Annotated in this window: 11 protein-coding genes and 4 pseudogenes; 7 read left to right on the plus strand and 8 right to left on the minus strand. The window is 66.9% G+C overall.

Annotated elements, in window-relative coordinates; translation table 11 throughout:
* Positions 1-18 precede the first annotated feature (18 nt).
* The 4 genes from QF027_RS48705 (at position 19) to QF027_RS48720 (ending at position 4,205) form a co-directional block, all read left to right on the plus strand.
* Positions 19-1,695, plus strand: a complete 1,677-nt coding sequence (locus QF027_RS48705; RefSeq protein WP_306972372.1) for an FAD-dependent oxidoreductase — start codon at positions 19-21, stop codon at positions 1,693-1,695.
* On the plus strand, positions 1,692-3,149 hold the full coding sequence (locus QF027_RS48710) for an ATP-binding protein (RefSeq protein WP_307082096.1): 1,458 nt from the start codon (positions 1,692-1,694) through the stop codon (positions 3,147-3,149). Before QF027_RS48705 ends, QF027_RS48710 begins: the two co-directional genes overlap by 4 nt.
* Positions 3,146-3,499, plus strand: a complete 354-nt coding sequence (locus QF027_RS48715) for a UBP-type zinc finger domain-containing protein (RefSeq protein ID WP_306972370.1) — start codon at positions 3,146-3,148, stop codon at positions 3,497-3,499. The genes QF027_RS48710 and QF027_RS48715 overlap by 4 nt, the downstream gene beginning before the upstream one ends.
* 259 nt (positions 3,500-3,758) lie before the next feature.
* Positions 3,759-4,205, plus strand: coding sequence for a nitroreductase family deazaflavin-dependent oxidoreductase (locus tag QF027_RS48720; protein WP_306972369.1), 447 nt, complete (start codon positions 3,759-3,761; stop codon positions 4,203-4,205).
* A gap of 634 nt (positions 4,206-4,839) precedes the next feature.
* On the opposite strand, the gene QF027_RS48725 is transcribed toward QF027_RS48720, so the two are convergent.
* The 4 genes and pseudogenes from QF027_RS48725 to QF027_RS48740 form a co-directional block, all read right to left on the minus strand.
* Positions 4,840-5,436 carry an HD domain-containing protein gene (locus QF027_RS48725; protein ID WP_307082098.1) on the minus strand — a complete coding sequence of 199 codons (597 nt, stop codon included), beginning with the start codon at positions 5,434-5,436 and terminating at the stop codon, positions 4,840-4,842.
* A 745-nt stretch (positions 5,437-6,181) separates the two neighbouring features.
* Positions 6,182-7,126 (minus strand): annotated as a pseudogene (locus QF027_RS48730) (IS701 family transposase); the annotation flags it as partial.
* Between the two features lie 346 nt (positions 7,127-7,472).
* Positions 7,473-8,072 (minus strand): class F sortase, encoded by a 600-nt coding sequence (locus QF027_RS48735; protein WP_307082764.1) that lies wholly within the window; start codon positions 8,070-8,072, stop codon positions 7,473-7,475.
* A 175-nt stretch (positions 8,073-8,247) separates the two neighbouring features.
* Positions 8,248-8,748: a sortase gene (locus tag QF027_RS48740; RefSeq protein ID WP_307082100.1), complete on the minus strand. Its 501-nt coding sequence runs from the start codon at positions 8,746-8,748 to the stop codon at positions 8,248-8,250.
* Between the two features lie 431 nt (positions 8,749-9,179).
* Between QF027_RS48740 and QF027_RS48745 the strand changes: the two are divergent.
* A pseudogene (locus QF027_RS48745) lies at positions 9,180-9,452 on the plus strand (helix-turn-helix domain-containing protein); the annotation flags it as partial.
* Here QF027_RS48745 and QF027_RS48750 read toward each other — a convergent pair.
* Positions 9,433-9,726 (minus strand): hypothetical protein, encoded by a 294-nt coding sequence (locus QF027_RS48750; RefSeq protein WP_307082804.1) that lies wholly within the window; start codon positions 9,724-9,726, stop codon positions 9,433-9,435. The pseudogene QF027_RS48745 and the gene QF027_RS48750 sit on opposite strands and share 20 nt — an antisense overlap.
* A gap of 46 nt (positions 9,727-9,772) precedes the next feature.
* Positions 9,773-9,913 (minus strand): annotated as a pseudogene (locus QF027_RS48755) (arsenic transporter); the annotation flags it as partial.
* A 943-nt stretch (positions 9,914-10,856) separates the two neighbouring features.
* On the opposite strand from QF027_RS48755, the gene QF027_RS48760 reads away from it, so the two are divergent.
* The gene (locus tag QF027_RS48760; RefSeq protein WP_307080335.1) at positions 10,857-12,962 is read left to right on the plus strand and encodes an ISAzo13 family transposase; all 2,106 of its coding nucleotides are present in this window, start codon (positions 10,857-10,859) and stop codon (positions 12,960-12,962) included.
* Between the two features lie 13 nt (positions 12,963-12,975).
* A pseudogene (locus tag QF027_RS48765) lies at positions 12,976-13,406 on the plus strand (transposase); the annotation flags it as partial.
* Positions 13,407-13,765: 359 nt separating this feature from the next.
* Here the strand turns inward: QF027_RS48765 and QF027_RS48770 are convergent.
* Positions 13,766-15,703 carry a sensor domain-containing diguanylate cyclase gene (locus QF027_RS48770; RefSeq protein WP_307082102.1) on the minus strand — a complete coding sequence of 646 codons (1,938 nt, stop codon included), beginning with the start codon at positions 15,701-15,703 and terminating at the stop codon, positions 13,766-13,768.
* 767 nt (positions 15,704-16,470) lie between these two features.
* Positions 16,471-16,608, minus strand: a complete 138-nt coding sequence (locus tag QF027_RS48775; RefSeq protein WP_306972363.1) for a hypothetical protein — start codon at positions 16,606-16,608, stop codon at positions 16,471-16,473.
* Positions 16,609-16,753: the final 145 nt, after the last annotated feature.

Genomic DNA, 16,753 nt, shown 5'->3' on the forward strand with positions numbered 1-16,753 from the left:
CGACAGTATGGGGGGAAAATGACACAGGCCACCGAGACGCCACGGACCGTCATCATGACCGTGGACGATGACCCGGGAGTCTCCCGTGCTGTCGCCCGGGACCTGCGGCGGCGCTACGGCGCTTCCTACCGGATCGTGCGCGCGGAGTCCGGCGAATCCGCACTGCAGGCACTGCGCGAACTGAAGCTCCGCGGCGACCTAGTGGCTGTACTCATGGCCGACCACCGCATGCCGCAGATGAACGGCATCGAATTCCTCGAACAGGCCATGGACATATACCCGACTGCGCGGCGCGTCCTGCTGACCGCATACGCGGACACCAACGCGGCGATCGATGCGATCAACGTCGTCGACCTCGACCACTACCTGCTCAAGCCCTGGGATCCACCGGAAGAAAAGCTCTACCCGGTCCTGGACGACCTGCTCCAAGCATGGCACAAAGGCGACCACAGGTCGGCACCCAGCATCAAACTGATCGGACACCGCTGGTCGGCCCAATCCTCCGAAACGCGCGAATTCCTGGCCCGCAATCAGGTGCCCTACCGCTGGTACTCGGCCGATGAACCCGAGGGGCAGCGGCTGCTGTCCGCCGCGGACCAGGACGGGCAACGACTGCCCGTCGTGATTACCCCGGACGGCACGCCGCTGGTCGAGCCGGACACCCGCGACCTCGCCGCCCGGGTGGGCCTGGCAACCACCCCGGCCACCGACTTCTACGACCTGATTGTCATCGGAGGCGGCCCGGCCGGCCTGGGCGCGGCCGTCTACGGAGCCTCCGAAGGGCTGCGGACAGTGCTGGTGGAGCGCTCGGCGACCGGCGGGCAGGCCGGGCAGAGCTCACGGATCGAAAACTACCTGGGCTTTCCCGACGGTGTCTCCGGCGGCCAGCTCACCGACCGTGCACGCAGGCAGGCGGCCAAGTTCGGTGCCGAGATCCTTACCGCCCGCGAGGTGACAGGACTCGAGGCCAACGGCGCGGCGCGCATCGTGCGCTTCTCCGACGGCTCAGCGATCGCCGCCCACAGCGTCATCCTCGCGACAGGCGTGTCCTACCGACAGCTTCCCGCCCGGGGCGCGGACGAATTGACCGGCCGCGGCGTCTTTTACGGCTCGGCGCTGACCGAGGCAGCCTCCTGCGAAGGCCACGACGTGTACATCGTTGGCGGCGCCAACTCCGCAGGCCAGGCAGCAATGTACCTACAACGCAACGCCAAGTCGGTGACACTGCTGGTGCGTGGATCGTCCTTGACAGCATCGATGTCGCACTATTTGATCCAGCAGATCGAGCAAACCCCCAACATCCAAGTCCGCTGCGGCACGCTCGTCGAGGCCGCACACGGCTCCGGCCACCTGCAGCAGCTCACCTTGCGTGACACGCAGACCGGTCACAGCGAACTCGTCGACGCTCAATGGCTGTTCGTCTTCATCGGCGCCGCCCCGCGCACCGACTGGCTCAACGACACCGTGCTGCGGGACAAGCGCGGCTTCATCCTGGCCGGGCCCGACCTCACCCCTGACGGACGGCCCCCCGCCAACTGGGAGCTGGACCGGCCGCCGTATCACCTGGAAACCAGCATTCCCGGCGTCTTCGTCGCGGGCGACGCACGCGCAGAATCCGCCAAACGCGTCGCCTCTGCCGTCGGCGAGGGAGCCATGGCCGTCATGCTCGTCCACCGCTACCTGGAGCAGTCATGAGCAGGCGGCCCATGCCGTGCAGCGTCCATGAGATCTGGCAACTGTTCCTGTTCGAGAAGCTGACGCCCCAGCAACTGGGACGGCTCTGCGCCGAAGGCCGGGTGGAGCTGTTCGAGCCGGGCCTCGTCTACACCGAGGGGCAGCCCGCAACGTGCTTCTACGTACTGCTCGAGGGCACCGTCGTCCTCTCTCGCAGAGTCGGCGGAGACGACATAGAAGTCAACCGCACCAGCCGCCCCGGTGTGTATGCGGGCGCCATGCAGGCCTACCTCGGGGACCGGACGCCACAGGTCTACAACAACACCCTGCGTATCACCGAGCCGACGCGGTTCTTCGTGCTGCCGGCCCACACGTTCGCGGGCGTCATCCAGGAATGGTTCCCCATGGCCGTCCACCTGTTGGAGGGCCTGTTCTTCGGGGTGAAAAACACGCAGCAGGCCATCGGACAACGAGAACGGCTGCTGGCGTTGGGATCGCTGTCAGCAGGCCTCACCCACGAACTGAACAATCCGGCCGCGGCGGCCGCCCGGGCCACCGCCACGCTGCGTGAACGTTTGGCCAACACGCGTCACAAACTCGCCGTGGTCACCGAAGGTCCGTTCACTCGAGAGGCGCTCGCGGAACTGATCCGCTTGCAGGAGCAGGCCGCCGAACGGACAGACACAACGCCGTCACTCAGTCCGCTGCAAGCAGCCGACTGGGAGGACGCCCTCACCAAGTGGCTGGAGGACCACGACATCGAGCAGAGCTGGCAGATGGCGCCCACCTTCGTTCAGGCCGGCCTGGACAATGAATGGCTGGACCGCGTCGCAACGATGGTGGACAAACAAACCCTGCCGGCGGCGATCGGCTGGCTCCACTCCGCCGTCGAGACCGAACTGCTCATGGACGAGATCACGGACTCCACCGCTCGCATCTCGCACCTCGTCGACGCCGCCAAGCAGTACTCCCAGCTGGACCGAGCTCCCTTCCGCATGACCGACGTCCACGAACTGCTCGACAGCACCCTTCTGATGCTGACCGGCAAGATCGGATCCCGGATCAGGGTCGTCAAGCAGTACGACAAATCGCTCCCGAGGGTCCCCGCCTACCCCGCTGAGCTCAACCAGGTGTGGACCAATCTGATCGACAACGCAGTCGCCGCCATGAACAGCACCGGCCGAGACGGCACCCTCACCGTGCGGACTGCGCGGGCCAACGACCAGCTGTTGGTGGAAATCCAGGACACCGGCACTGGTATTGACGCCGAGATCCGCGACCGGATCTTCGACCCGTTCTTCACCACCAAACCAGTGGGCGAAGGCACCGGTCTCGGCCTGGACATCACCTGGCGCATCGTCGCCAACAAGCACCATGGAAGCCTTCACGTTGAGTCCAGTCCCGGCGACACGCGCTTCCAGGTACTACTTCCGATCACCGTTGCTCAACCGGACCCGACCCAGGAGCCAGCATGACCAGCAACACCGCAATCGATCCCACCGCTGCGCCGAGTGGCACCGGCTGTGTCGAGTGCCTAGCGACGAATGGTTGGTGGTTCCACCTCAGACGCTGCGCGTTGTGCGGGCACGTCGGCTGCTGCGACAGCTCACAGGGCCAGCATGCCACCGCTCACTACAAAGCGACAGGACACCCAATTGTCCAGAGCTTCGAACCTGGCGAGGACTGGTTCTGGGACTATGCCGAGAACGACGTGCGAGACTCCGGACCCGTCCTCGCCCCGCCCACCAGCCACCCCGACAACCAGCCCGCCCCAGGACCGGCAGGACGGGTACCCGCCAACTGGGTGCGGCTGCTCCACCGCTAGGACCCGGCCCCGCTCGATGCGTGCCGACCTCCCGCGCACCATGGAGACCCTGCAAAAGTCGCTGACCGTCCACCCGCCACAACAACCTGGCGCAACTGGCCGACCATGTCGAGCGATACATGTGAAGGCCAGGTTTGCACATGGGTGACAAGCCGAGATACTCCACATACATGACAGTATGCAGGTGTCTCAGATCATACGCGCTGCGTGATCAATGGACATGCGAGCGTTGCACACCGCACAGAAGAAGGAGGCTCAAATGCCACTGGTGGGCGAGTACGAACCGAGTCCGGAGGCCTGGGTGCGCGAGCAGGTCGAACTCTATGAAAGCTCTGGCGGCAAGGAGGGAACCACGCTGCGCGGCAAGCCCGTGATCCTTCTGACGACGCGCGGCGCAAAGAGCGGAAAAATCCGCAAGTCTCCCCTTATGCGTGTAGAACACGACGGGCGCTACGCCGCGATAGCGTCGCTGGGAGGCGCGCCGAAGCACCCGGTCTGGTACCACAATCTCCTTGCGGATCCCAGGGTCGAGGTTCAGGACGGCCCTGACCGCTGGGACATGAAGGCACGCGAGGTACACGGCGAGGAAAAGGCCCTGTGGTGGGAGCGCGCGGTCGAGGCCTGGCCCGACTACGCGGACTATCAGACAAAGACCGACCGCCAGATTCCGGTCTTTGTACTGGAACCGGTGCCCGAGGGTCACTGAGTACCAGTTCCCGAATCGGCGCGTCCGCCACCCGGCGCCAACAGCACCGCGGCAGCGAAAACAGGCTACGGCGAAGCGCACCCGTACTCCTCGGGCGATAACCACCGGTCGACACGGCCCCCAGTCGCGCATCTACTGAACGGCGATGCGAGGCAGGCAGCGACATGCATAGCCAACGCAGTGGCCCGGCGGCCTCCCCGCCGGGCCACTGGCAGGCACGGCATGTCGAGTCGACAGTGGGTTACGGCAGCCACTCGGACACTGTCAACGTGAGTGCTCGCCAAGACTGCGCCCCAAGTCTTCACACGAATCGCGAGGACATCTTGTGAACAAGAGCGACGAATACCGGTCCCTGTATCTATCCTATTTGCAGCGTTGCAACGAGCGTGATTTCGACGGTATGGCCTCGTTCTGCACTCCAACCATCAAGGTTGTTTCGATGTATTAATGCAAGCGACGGCCGTTGCCGGTCTGTTCGCCCCCGTAACCACCGCGTTCCCCGAGGGCGCCTGAGTCCGCGTCTCTCCGGCGCTACCCAGTCTGGCAGCGTCAGGGCACAGATGCCGGTGACTTGGCCACGCAGGGTGAACCCCATACTGTGACCGAGGTCTGCTGCCGAAACCAGCGAGGTGATTCAGAACGCCTCGTTCACACCTGGGTTCTTGGGATTGGCCAGGTGGGCAGCGAGCAGCCCACCTGGCCAACTGGCCGCCGGGGCCTTGCTGGGACGCATCACGGCTTGTGCAACAACAGCATTGCCGAGCACGAGCTCGATATCGGCGCGGGGAAACTGTCGAAGGAGACCGAGCAGTTCTTTATCAGCTTCGCCGACGTTGCCGCTGAAATCTACTGTGACTCCCAAGCGGACGAGCCGGGTCAACGGGCCCATCCTCTCAGCAATTCCTGGAGAAGTATGCAGAGCGATGGCTTCCCACACCTGTTTGCGAAGCGTAGGATCGAAACCTCGTTCGGCTAGGAAATCAGAAGCCGCATCGGCCCCCTCAACTTCGAATCTCTGAGGCCCGTCATATTCGGTCGCTGTACCGGCATCGTGGAAGAGGCATGCGACGGCCAGGGCATCACACTCCTCCGTTGTAAGAGAAAGACCGGCAGCGGCATTATTGGCGATTATCCAAACTCGGATGCTGTGATTAAAAATAGCAGGGTGCAACAGACCCCGCACATGCTCGTAAGCGTCCTTACCTGCAGAGCCGCCAAAGGTCACGTCCATACAGTCCAACCTGTGTTGCGATCCAAATTTCATGGATCTTTTAATGCAGCGACTGCGCGCGCCGCCTGTCGAGAATACCCGGCGCCCGCAGTCAGCGGACCAGGGAGATCGAGGCGCGCCTCCAGTAGTGCTTGGTCATGTTGGTGTGAGGTTCGGCATGTCGCGGTGGCAGGTGGGGCGGGCGCCGGTCCAAATCACGAGGAGTAGCTGCCGCTCGTGAACGACTCGGTGGAGGCTCAGGCCAGCGCCGTCTCTTTTGGGGATTGGCTCAGTTGCTGCAGGGTGCAGAAGGTATGGGCGATTGAGACGAGGGTGACGTGGTGGTGACAGCCTGCCAGGTTGGCCTTCGAAGTGGGCCATGTCCAGGGTCTGTTTCATCTCACGGTAGTCGTTCCCCATGCGCCAGAGAAGCTTCGCTGGCGGGCCGCGCAGAAGACTTGCTGACCGGGATAGGCCGGGGTGCACGGCCGTACCACCCCGGGTTGCGCGGTGGTGCAGCCAGGTCCGCGCGAGTTGCAGCGAGACGTCAGCGGCGTCGTCCCACAGGCGGTCTGCGACTGCTGAACTTACAGGTGCGCCGCAACGCCGCTGGCTTCGCCCACGTCGCAGAGGCACGGTCACGGCCTCCTGGTTGTCTTCGCAGCAGGGGCCGGTCCTGCCTGCAAGGCAGGGCCACGAGCGGTCTTGGTGTCGTTCTGCTGGGCAGAGGTCGGTGGCAGGTGGTGCAGATGCCGGTCCCAGCAGTTCAGCAGGTCTTGGAGGGTGTCGAGGATCTGGTGGAGGGTGAGTCCGGTGTGTCGGCTTTTGGGACCAGCCGCTGCTCGGTGAGGAAGGCGTGGGCAGCGGTGACCAGGGGGGCGTGGTGGTGCCAGTCCGGCCAGGAGCCTCGAAGCGGTCCAGGCCCAGGCCGTGCTTGAGTTCTCGGTAGTCGTGCTCGATGCGCCAGCGGATCTTCGCCAGGCGGACCAGGTCGGCGACCGGAGTGCCATCAGGCAGGTCGGACAGCCAGAAGCGGGTCGGCCCGTCCTCACCCTCGGGCCCTCGGCCGGCAGTCGCGCCTGGGGCAGGACTCCGTCCCACCGGCCGTGCTCGGCCACCGCGGCCTGCTGGGCCAGCCGACGCGGCCGCACTCCAGCCGGCCGGACCCGCACCGCGAGGAAGCGGGAGGTCATCAGGCCGCGAGAGCCTTCCCGCCAGGTCACCTCAGGAAGGCTCCCTGTCCAGCGGCCGCGGCGAGTTCCGCCACCGTCACCGGTGGCTGCCGGTAGCGGGAAACCGGCGGGCGTCCGGTGCCGGAGAACGCCGGGGCGGCGGGGTGCGCGTCATGCGGCTGGACGGTCAGATCGCCACGAATGCCGACCACATACGCGATGTCCCGCTCGGCCAGGGCGGCACGGAAGTCGGCGTTCTGGCCGTAGCCGGCGTCGGCCACCACGACCGGCGGCACCAGTTGCCAGGTGGCCAGGTCATCCAGGGCGTCCAGTGCCAGCCGCCACTTCTCCCGGTGCCCGACGTCTTCCGGGACTCCGGTCCGCCGGCGACGGACGGTGTCCCTGGCCCACTCCTTGGGCAGGAACAGCCGCCAGTTCAGCGGGCAGGAGGCCGTGTCGGAAACCGCGTGCACGCTGACCGCAACCTGGCAGTTGGCCTGCTTGCCCAGCGCACCGCAGTACTGGTGAGCGACGCCGACCGGGCCAGTTCGCCGAACTGGAGAAGGAGTTGGCGCTCGGGCCTGCCGAGCACGGCTGGGAAGATCAGCGGTGGACCCTGGCACCCCGCCGGCGGCTGGGCTTCGAGGCCGCCAGCACGGTGGGAGCACATCCTGAGGGCTGCATAACATCGCAAATCTGCGATGTTCCACGCTAGATCTGTGCACGGCTGCTGCATGCAATTCCCGCGCCTGCGCTGCTCACCACCCGTCCTACTGCAGTTTCCCCTCCTGGGGAACGATGTACGCACTCCTCACACGGGGGCATGCAGGCGCAGCTCGTCCGCCGTTTGGGTCGGGGCGTGACGAACAGGCTGGTTCGGTGTGGTCACGTCACCGCGGTCAGCGTCGCGTAGACCACGACATTGCCCTGGTAACCAATTCCTTCCGCGTATTCACCCCCACAGGTGATCACGCGTAGTTCGGGCCGGTGGGATCTGCCGTAGACCTTCTCGTCCGGAAACGCCTCCTTGTCGTAGAGCTCTACGGCGTCGACCGCGAAGACTGCTGTGCGCCGGTCTGCCCGGGTGATCTCGATAGTGTCGCCCTTGGCCAGTGCCCCGAGCCGGTAGAAAACCCCGGGGCCTTCTTGCGTGTCGACATGTCCCGTCGTGATGGCTGTCCCCACTGAGCCGGGAGTCGTGCCGTCGCCGTACCACCCGGCAAAGGCCGGCTTATCTGCCGATGGTGGACGCAGTGCCCCTGTCCCGTCGAGGGTCAATTCCGTCATTGGGGCATTCACGCCGATGGCGGGGATCCGCAGCCGGACAGGCTCAGACGGGGGCAGCGCCGACACGGAGGAGTAGTGGGCCGAGGCGGTGTTGCTGGGACCGGACCGTAGGGAGGGGGAGTAGGACTGCGCGGGCGAAGGCTGCGGAGGCTGTCCGCCCCGGAGCGCCGTTATCACCAGCATCAAGCCCGCCAGCATGGTGTAGGCGAGAAATTTGATGGAGGGGGTGAACGGGGGAGAAGGATCGACGGGTTCGTCGCCGGGTGCCATCGCTCTGGCGCCTCCGCTTCGCGGCCGAAATGAGTGGAGACGGGGTGCGACTCGAGCCCCCGAACCGACACGGGCCCGGGGGCTGAGCCGATAGAGGGGAGCGTCAGGTGCGGGCACCGGCCGGGCGGCGGCGCACCTTGATCACTCCTCCGGCGGCGGCTCCGGCGATCAGCAGCGCCCCTAGGGCAAGCTGTGTGCCCTTGTCGTTGCCCGCCCCGAAACCAGCATTGACCGCTCCGCTGGGGTTGCCGGTGCCGACGAGGTACGTGCCTGTGACTTTGACGCGGGGCGGGCACTTCAGGGTGACGGTGTAAGCACCGGGCTCGGTTCCACTCGGCACCTGGAATTCGCCGGTCAGTACGCCTTTGCGGTCGTCTGGGAAGAGGTGAAACTTCCCTCCTGCCTCAGCCTCGCCCTTCCCATAGGTTTCCGAGCCACAGGCTGTGGTGCTGACGCTGACGGTAGAGCCTGGGGCGGCGTGTCTCGTGCTGATGTGGATACCTGAATCTCCAATGGGGCCGCTCCCGGCTGCTGCGGCTGGGCTCGACAGAACGACGGCACCGAGAACCAGACCGATGCCGGCGCCTGCACACTTGATATGCATGAAGTTCCTCCGGGGAAGCAGTGGCCGGCCGGAATGCGCGGCACGTGGTTGTGTTCCGCTCATGAGAACATCGACAGACCGTCAGGGCTGCAACACGACATACGGACGGATGGGTTACCCGGCCCCACCCAGCGACCGCACTCCTTTGCTCATTTACGCAGGTGAGCGACCCCGAGGGCGAGATTGAAAAATTCACCGCACAGGTGACGAAGGATCAGCGCCCGAGTTCTTGGGCCTTCCCCCGTGAAGGTGGGCACGCGGTTATTGATCACGCGGCGAGTGTGAGTTACTGAGCCTCTTTCATCTTGTGCTGGAGGGTGAAATGGGCTGGTCAGCTGGTGCGGTGACCAGACAGGGCCCCTCGTCGTTGGCGTGTGATTCCACTCAGCACACCGGCGACCGAAGGGGCCCTGTTGGTTCCGTATCGAGCCATGCTCGACGTCCCGCACGAGCTGGTTGAGCATGTTTCCTGGCTGCTGTACGAGCACCGCCGGGCCCGCAACACCCGCTGGCGTAAGCTCGGTTGCTTCAAGCAGGCGCTGCTCGCCCTTGTCCATCTGCGCAAGAATGAGACGTTCTCGCAGCTCGGGGCCGGATTCGGGATATCCCAGGCCACTGCCTGGCGGTACGTCGACGAAGCCCTGGAGGTGCTGGCCTCCTGGGCGCCCGGCCTCCATGAAGCCCTTACCGGCCTCGGCCGGGGGTCAGCAGGGTGCGGGCCGGGCGGCCGAGCTGCCGGGCGGTGCTGTCGAGGAGATCGCGGCCTGCGGACTCGGAGAGTTGCTCGATGTGGTGACCTGGGTCGCGTTCCGGGTGGCCGCGGCCGAGGAGGCCGGCGAAGGCGCCGTGTGCAGTCTCGGCGAGCGTGTCGTCGTACACGTACAGCTGCACGATCTCCTCGCCTGCGCCCGCGCGGGTGAGCGTGGCGTCCACGCGGGCGGGCCAGGTGCCCTCGGTGATCCAGACGACGACGCTCATGGGCGGCTCCGGGGTTGTGACTTCGGCAGGTGCCGATGGTGTGCGGCATCCCCCACAACGCCACAGTGGACGCAAGGAGCGTGGTCGGCACGGTCACCAGGCCGAGCCGGGTGAAGTGGCCGAGATCGGCCTGGGTGTCGTGCTGGTGCAGGATGCGGCGCCACAGGAGGGTGGCGAGCGAGCCAGGGGTGGCTTTCTCCGGCCGGTCCTTGATCGTCTGGCCCGCGGCCGACTCGGCCGCGTCCTCTACGAGCCGTCGCGCTTCGCCCTTCTGGTAGAGGAACGTGCGTGAGACGTCCGCCCCGCGGGCGACCGCGGCGAAGGCCACCCGGGATCGTTCGCGGCGCAGCTGCCCGAGGACGTCGCGGACCCGGTCGAGCATGACGGCGGCGGCTTGCCGACGGGTCGCGACCGCGGCGGCGGTGCGTGGCTCGGGCTGCGTGGTCACGCAACCTCCCAAGGTTCAGCGCGTCCAGCTCGGTGTCGTCGGCGTCCTTGAGCTTCGCAAGGTCGGAGGCTCGGAAGGCGGTGCTCCACACGCGCTCGAAGTAGTCCTGGGGCCGTCGCAGGTCCAAGGAGAGCGCTTCTTCGAGCGGGCCCATGCCGGCCAGCGCCCGCTCCAGGCCGGCGATGGCGCGGGCGGTCGGCTCGAAGACGCTGTGGAGGTAGTCGGCCGTGGCGTCGTCGGGAGCCCGTTCGGCGAGCGAGCTCCACTGCTGCTGCTTGCGCCGCCAGTAGACGAGGCCGTCGCCCGAGAGCACGACCTTGTCGCAGTTCTCGCAGTCCAGGTTCCAGGGGCAGGCCCCGCCGTCGGCGACGGGCCGGAAAGTGCAGAAGCCGGACAGCAGCTCACCCGGCGGCCTCGTTGTAGTTGCCCACCTTCGTCTGGTCGTACCAGAGCACCGCCACGCTCCCGTAGCGGCCCGTGCAGTCCAGCCGGAGCCTGATCACTTCGGTGCAGCGGCGTCCGGTGAAGACCAGGAGCCTCCCAGATGTCGCGGTAGCCGCGGTCGTGCGGATCGAACTCCTCGCTGAGGTATTTCCGCGGGCCAGGCACCAGAGGTGCTGGGTTCACAGAAGCCGTCAAGAATCAACCTGTTGCTTCGCGATCAGCGGCTCGTTGGCCTGGTATGGCGATCACGGACGAGATGCTGTCCCAACTCGACTGCCGTTTCGCGGTGTTGCTGCCCCATCTCAACGAGAGGCAGCGGCGTCTCGCGGTGGCGGCCGAGGCACGACTGCTGGGCCACGGCGGGGTGCGCGCCGCCGCCCGGGCAGCGGCCGTCAGCGAGACCACCGTGCGCCGGGGGATCACGGAACTGGAAGCCGGCAGCGGGCCGCTGCCCGGTGGGCGCATCCGTGCCGACGGCGGAGGCCGTAAACCGGTCGAGGAGGTCGACCCCGGCCTGGTGAACGCGCTGATGGCCCTGGTCGAGCCTGATGAGCGCGGTGATCCGGAATCCCCGCTGCGGTGGACGACGAAGTCGCTGCGTCACCTGGCCGAGGAACTGACCAGGCAGGGGCACCCGGTCTCCGCGCCGACGGTGGGTCGTCTGCTCAAACAGGCCGGTTTCAGCCTGCAGGGCAACGCCAAGACTCTCGAAGGCACCCAACACCCCGACCGCGACGCCCAGTTTCATTACCTCAACGAGCAGGTCAAACGGCACCAGGCGGCAGGCGAGCCGGTGATCAGCGTTGACACCAAGAAGCGTGAGCAGATCGGACGCCTGCCCATGGCTGGACGCGAGTGGCGTCCGAAGGGCGACCCGGTGCGGGTCGAGGACCATCACTTCTTCTTCAGCGGTCCGAACGTCGAGCAGGCGATCCCGTACGGAATCTACGACATCGCCCACAACACCGGCTGGGTCAACGTCGGGGTCGACCACGACACCTCTACCTTCGCCGTGGAGTCGATCCGCCGCTGGTGGAAGGCTCGCGGGCACGATGACCATCCGCACGCCACCCGGCTACTGATCACCGCGGACGCCGGCGGCTCCAACGGCTACCGCTACCGGGTCTGGAAGAGCGAGCTGGCCGCCCTGGCCGCCGAGACCGGCCTGGCGATCACGGTCTGCCACTTCCCGCCGGGCACTTCGAAGTGGAACAAGATCGAGCACCGGCTGTTCTCCCACATCACTCACAACTGGCGTGGTCGCCCTCTGACCAGCCACGATGTCGTCATCGAGACGATTGCCGCCACCCGGACCCGGGCCGGACTGCGTATCGAGGCCCGCCTGGACCCCGGCGACTACCCCACAGGCATCGCGATCAGCAAGGACCGCTTCGCCGCCCTGCCCCTGGTCAAGCATGAGGTGCACGGCCAGTGGAACTACACCCTGCTGCCTGAACCCGCCTCGGCGCAGGCCCAGCCCGCTGTCGGTGAGGCGCACGGCGTCGCCGACCGGCGCCACTCACTCCTGGCCCGTCTGGCCGACCCGCGGCTGACAGGACTGAGTAGCACACAACTCGCCGACTTGTGCGTCGAGTTGGCCCCACTCCAGGCCGCGCGGGCTCAAGAACGCTACAGCGAACAGCGCGGCGGACGCGCCCGTCGGGCTACCGGCAAACTGCGCGGCAGCAAGCCGGTGTTCGACGACGCGGCCCGGGTGATACTCACCCTCCTCTACCAGCGGCAGGTCTGCTCGATGAAGCTGCTGAGCGACATGCTGGAGGTCACCCCCAACTGCATCGGCCACCTCGTCGCCGAAACCCGGCGCGTCCTGGAAGACCACGGTCACCAGCCCGGATACGCCCCCACCCGCTTCACCACCGAGGCCGAGCTGCTGGCCTTCCTCGACACGGCAACGACTCCGCCGCGCACCCAGATCATGGAGAGCCTGTCCCATCCGCGCCTGACCGGCATGTCCCATGAGGGCCTCGACACACTCGCCCGGCGCCTCGCCCCACGCCAACTCGCTCAGATCGAACGCGCCTCCTACCAGCGCCGGGGCGCCGACCGCCAGCCGGGCAGCCGCGGCGGCATCTTCCCCCAGAAGATCGGCGACAAAGAACGCGTCATCCTCGCCGTCCTCTACCTGCGCAAGCTCTGCACCCTGGACGTCCTCGCCGACGCGCTGGGCGACGTGAGCCGGTCCTTGATCGGCAACGTCGTCCGTGAGATCCGACCCCTGCTCATGGAAGCCGGGCACCTCCCGCCACCGGCCACCACCCGCTACCGCACCGCCGCCGACCTCCTCGCAGCAGCACACAGCGAAGACGACACACCGACAGGTTGATTCTTGACGGCTTCACAAGGTTCGTAATGTCATGAACGCGCTACCGAAGTCGGCTCAGCCCGGCGCGAAGAAGGCCCTGCAGAAGATCTGCAACGCCGAGGACCGCGACCGCGCCGAGAAGGCGATCAAGGACTTCGAGCGTGCCTACGGAGCGAAGTGGCTGAAAGCGATCAAGAAGCTCGCCGACGAGGCCGACGAGCTCCTCGCGTTCTGCGACTTCCCGCCGAGTACTGGGACACCTGTGCACGACAAATCCCATCGAGTCCACTTTCAGCACCGTGAAGCTGAGGACCAAGGCCCCCCCGCGGGGCCGGCAGCCCGGCCGCGGCCCTGGCGATTGTGTTCAAGCTCGTCGAGTCCGCCCAGTCCCGCTGGCGCGCTATCACCGCACCCCACCTCGTCGCCCTCGTCCGCAACGGCGCCCACTTGAACCACAACTCTTGACAATCACTCGACGGCCGGACGTACAGCCTCACTGGCCCCGAAGCCATCACCTACGGCGCGGTTGCCGAGCGCCTGTCGCATGCTCTGGGCCGCCCTATCGCTTATGTGGCCGTCACGGACGATGCGGCGCTGACCGGGCCGGCACAGGCGGGGCTGCCACAGTGGGTCGTGGAGAAGATTGTGGCCGTCTTCGACGCACTGCGCGGGCGTGAACGCGTCCATCACCGACCGGGTACGAGAGCTGACCGACCGTCAGCCGCGCGGCATCGCGATGACTTCGCATGCTGGGTCGCTCCCCTGCTGAGCGGTTCCCAGCGGTACCGGCCTGGCCGCCGCACACTCCGCACGGCGGCGTCTCGTCAGCCGTTCGGTGTGCCGCGGTGAGCGTGCGGGGGCTCTGCGTGGTGCAGGCGGATGCGGCCCTTGCCGGCGGCTTTGGCCGCGTACATGGCCAGGTCGGCCTGGTGCAGCAGCTGGTCCGAAGTGATGCCCGGTACGGCCACTGCCATGCCGATGGAGGCCGAGACCTCTGCCTTCATGGTGCCGATTGGGTACGGCTGCGTCAGCGCTGTCAGGATCCGCTCGGCGACCTCCTTGGCACTGGAGGGTGGTGCTCCCGCCTCCCACTCGAGGAGGGCCGCGAACTCGTCGCCGCCGAGGCGGGCCACGGTGTCCCCAGCCCGTACGGATGCCCGGAGCCGACGAGCGGCATGCCTCAGGACCGTGTCCCCTGCCGCGTGCCCTGCCGAGTCGTTTACCTCCTTGAAGCCGTCCAGGTCCATGAAGAGCACCACGGGCGGAGCTTCATCCGTGGTCCGCTTCCGCAGGGCGTGCGCGACCCTGTCGGCGAACAGAGCCCGGTTGGGCAGGTCGGTCAATGCGTCGTGGAAGGCCAGGTGCTCCAGCTGCACCTGCTGAGCAACCCGCTCGCTGACATCGCGACTGATGAAGATCAGTCCATCGGGGTGGTGGTTGATCGTCGATTCGACGTGGCGCCAGCTTCCGTCGGCGCCCTGCACCCGGCATGACACCCGGCGGCCCGGCCCGCGGATGTCCGATTCGGCGTCCTGCCGCAGTATCTGGACGGCTTGCATCAGCGTCTCGCGGTCGTCCGGGTGGGTGTACAGGGGCAGGCGAGCGCCCACAAGGTCCTCGGGTCGGTAGCCGTAGACCCAGAGGGCGGCCGGGCTGACGTACAGCACACGCTCGTCCGGGGAGACGATCGTGATCACGTCGGAGGTGCGGTCGACCAGCGTTCGGTAGTGATCCTCGCGCACCACGGACTCATGGGTGATCCTCAGGTGGTCGGCGTGGATGACGCCCTGGCGGACGCCGAGCGCGAGAAGCACTGAACCGGCCAATGCCGACATCACCGTATCGATGGGTCCGCCGGCGACGGTGTGGGCCGCGATGGCCAGCGCACAGAAGACCACGGGCACGAACGCCGCCACCACACCGATGACGGGCATCATCCGCTGGTTGAACCCCACGACGCTCACGCCGCCCGGCAGCCACGGGGCCACGGCGACGAGGAACAGCCCGACAAGTGAGCCTGCCGCGGCCAGGGGGATCCCGTCCCATGCGCCCGGCTCCGATGGCAGGATCCGAAGCACGTCGCCCGCGGCGAGAGCAGCGAGCGCCAGCACGGCCACCGTGGTCGCCGTGCGCTGGGCGTGCGGCAGGCAGAACCGCAGGGCGACCAGCAGCCCGAACACGAGGATGTCCGCAACCACGCGGCCGAGACCGAGGAACGATGCCGATCCGTCACCGCCCCGGTCGGCGCGGTGCAGCAGCAGGACCCAGCCCACCGTGAACAAGGACCCCGCGATCAGCCAGCCGTCCAGCAGCCGCCGCAACCGGATCAGGGTCGTACCGTTCTCCGTGGCTGCCATGACCATCGCAGCGACAGCGCCCCCCAGGCATGCGGCGATCCCGACGCATGCCAGCACCCGGACGACGGGAGGGAAGACGCCCGCGGCATGGCGCGCCGCGCCCATCTGATCTACGAGGACATAGTGAAGGCCCCCTGCGGCAACCGAGATGGCGGACAACGTGAGGCGTAGACCGACTCTGCCCGCGACGGTCCGGGCGCGTACGAGGAGGGAGACGGCGGCTGCTCCGTGTGCCGCTGGCACGGCGATGCCTGCCGGCGCGACGACGGCCACCACCACGCCGGCTACGACGGCGACGGCCACCAACACACCCTCGGACAGAGCCTGGCCGGCTTTCGTGACACGCAGCCGGCCGAGGCGAGCAGTGCGGCCAATCCGGTCACGACCGGCCGACGCCTGGATCATGCGAACCCCTGACGATGATTTAGCCCGGAAGAGCAGAGCCACACGACGTCCGGAACTGCTCGGGCGGTTACGAGAGTAGGACGATCGTTTCATGTGCCGCAGGGCAGCTTGAGGACTATCACCTGAAGTAGCGAGAGCTCCGCCCGTTGAGCATGACGATGCCCGGATACGGGTAACTAGTGGCCTGCGCCAGTAGTTGATCGTTAGTGCTGCAACGGTCTTTGCCGTGACTGCCGGCCAGCTCGGTCGTTGGTGTGGTTATGGGTGGGGACCTTGCTGATGTCAGATTGTGGGCGGGTGAACTGGGTGCTCTGCCTGACCGTCCTGCGGGCCCGACAGCTGGACACGGGCAAAGCAGAAACGGATCCTCCCCGCTCATCCAACTCAGCCTCGCCGAGATCAAACGTCTGATCACCCGCCTCACCGACCGCTGTCCCACCCCGGTCGACCACATCCTGCCCTGGTCCCACTGGCGACGACGACGCCAGCACCAAGCCCGCATCAGCCACTACGAACGACGCGGGCACAGCCCCTGAACTGCCCAGCACTCAGAACAAGCACCGTTGCAGTACTAATCCGGGCGGGGCTCCTTCACCGGCGAAAAGCGGCGAACGCGTCATCATTAGGGAGCGGATACCTCCGGACGGACGGTTGCGCCCGGCAAGCCGGATAGTCCGGATGCTGCCCCCACCGACTGACTGCCGCCTGTACGGGACGCCGCGCCCAGCAGACCAGCCAGCTGGGCCATGGCCGGGTCCAGCAGCGTGTCAGCGACCGGCCACCACCTCGGGGAAGACGATCGCGTCCCGGCCCACGATCCGCCACCGCTCCAGAGCGCCCCCGGGGTTACCGCCCGCGACCTGGTGCAGGCGCTGCGGCCAGAGGGTCTCCCGCTCCCAGTGCAAGGCACGCTCCCACCACCGCCTGCGCCAACGCTCCTGACCCCGTCAGCATCAGCCGCGTGTCCCGCCCAGATCAGCACTGACACGGCCTACTCGGGTCAGGCGTTCCCAGATTGGGAACGCCGCTCGTGGGGCAAACCACCCCTGT

It is taken from the genome of Streptomyces canus, from assembly GCF_030816965.1.
GTDB classification, from domain to species: Bacteria; Actinomycetota; Actinomycetes; order Streptomycetales; family Streptomycetaceae; genus Streptomyces; species Streptomyces canus_E.

Excerpts from the sequence above, each read along its gene's own strand:
- QF027_RS48705 (WP_306972372.1), top strand. The coding sequence starts at position 19 with ATGACACAGGCCACCGAGACGCCACGGACCGTCATCATGACCGTGGAC.
- QF027_RS48760 (WP_307080335.1), top strand. The coding sequence starts at position 10,857 with ATGGCGATCACGGACGAGATGCTGTCCCAACTCGACTGCCGTTTCGCG.
- QF027_RS48735 (WP_307082764.1), bottom strand. The coding sequence starts at position 8,072 with ATGCTGGCGGGCTTGATGCTGGTGATAACGGCGCTCCGGGGCGGACAG.
- QF027_RS48750 (WP_307082804.1), bottom strand. The coding sequence starts at position 9,726 with ATGAGCGTCGTCGTCTGGATCACCGAGGGCACCTGGCCCGCCCGCGTG.
- QF027_RS48715 (WP_306972370.1), top strand. The coding sequence starts at position 3,146 with ATGACCAGCAACACCGCAATCGATCCCACCGCTGCGCCGAGTGGCACC.
- QF027_RS48720 (WP_306972369.1), top strand. The coding sequence starts at position 3,759 with ATGCCACTGGTGGGCGAGTACGAACCGAGTCCGGAGGCCTGGGTGCGC.
- QF027_RS48710 (WP_307082096.1), top strand. The coding sequence starts at position 1,692 with ATGAGCAGGCGGCCCATGCCGTGCAGCGTCCATGAGATCTGGCAACTG.
- QF027_RS48725 (WP_307082098.1), bottom strand. The coding sequence starts at position 5,436 with ATGGACGTGACCTTTGGCGGCTCTGCAGGTAAGGACGCTTACGAGCAT.
- QF027_RS48740 (WP_307082100.1), bottom strand. The coding sequence starts at position 8,748 with ATGCATATCAAGTGTGCAGGCGCCGGCATCGGTCTGGTTCTCGGTGCC.
- QF027_RS48770 (WP_307082102.1), bottom strand. The coding sequence starts at position 15,703 with ATGATCCAGGCGTCGGCCGGTCGTGACCGGATTGGCCGCACTGCTCGC.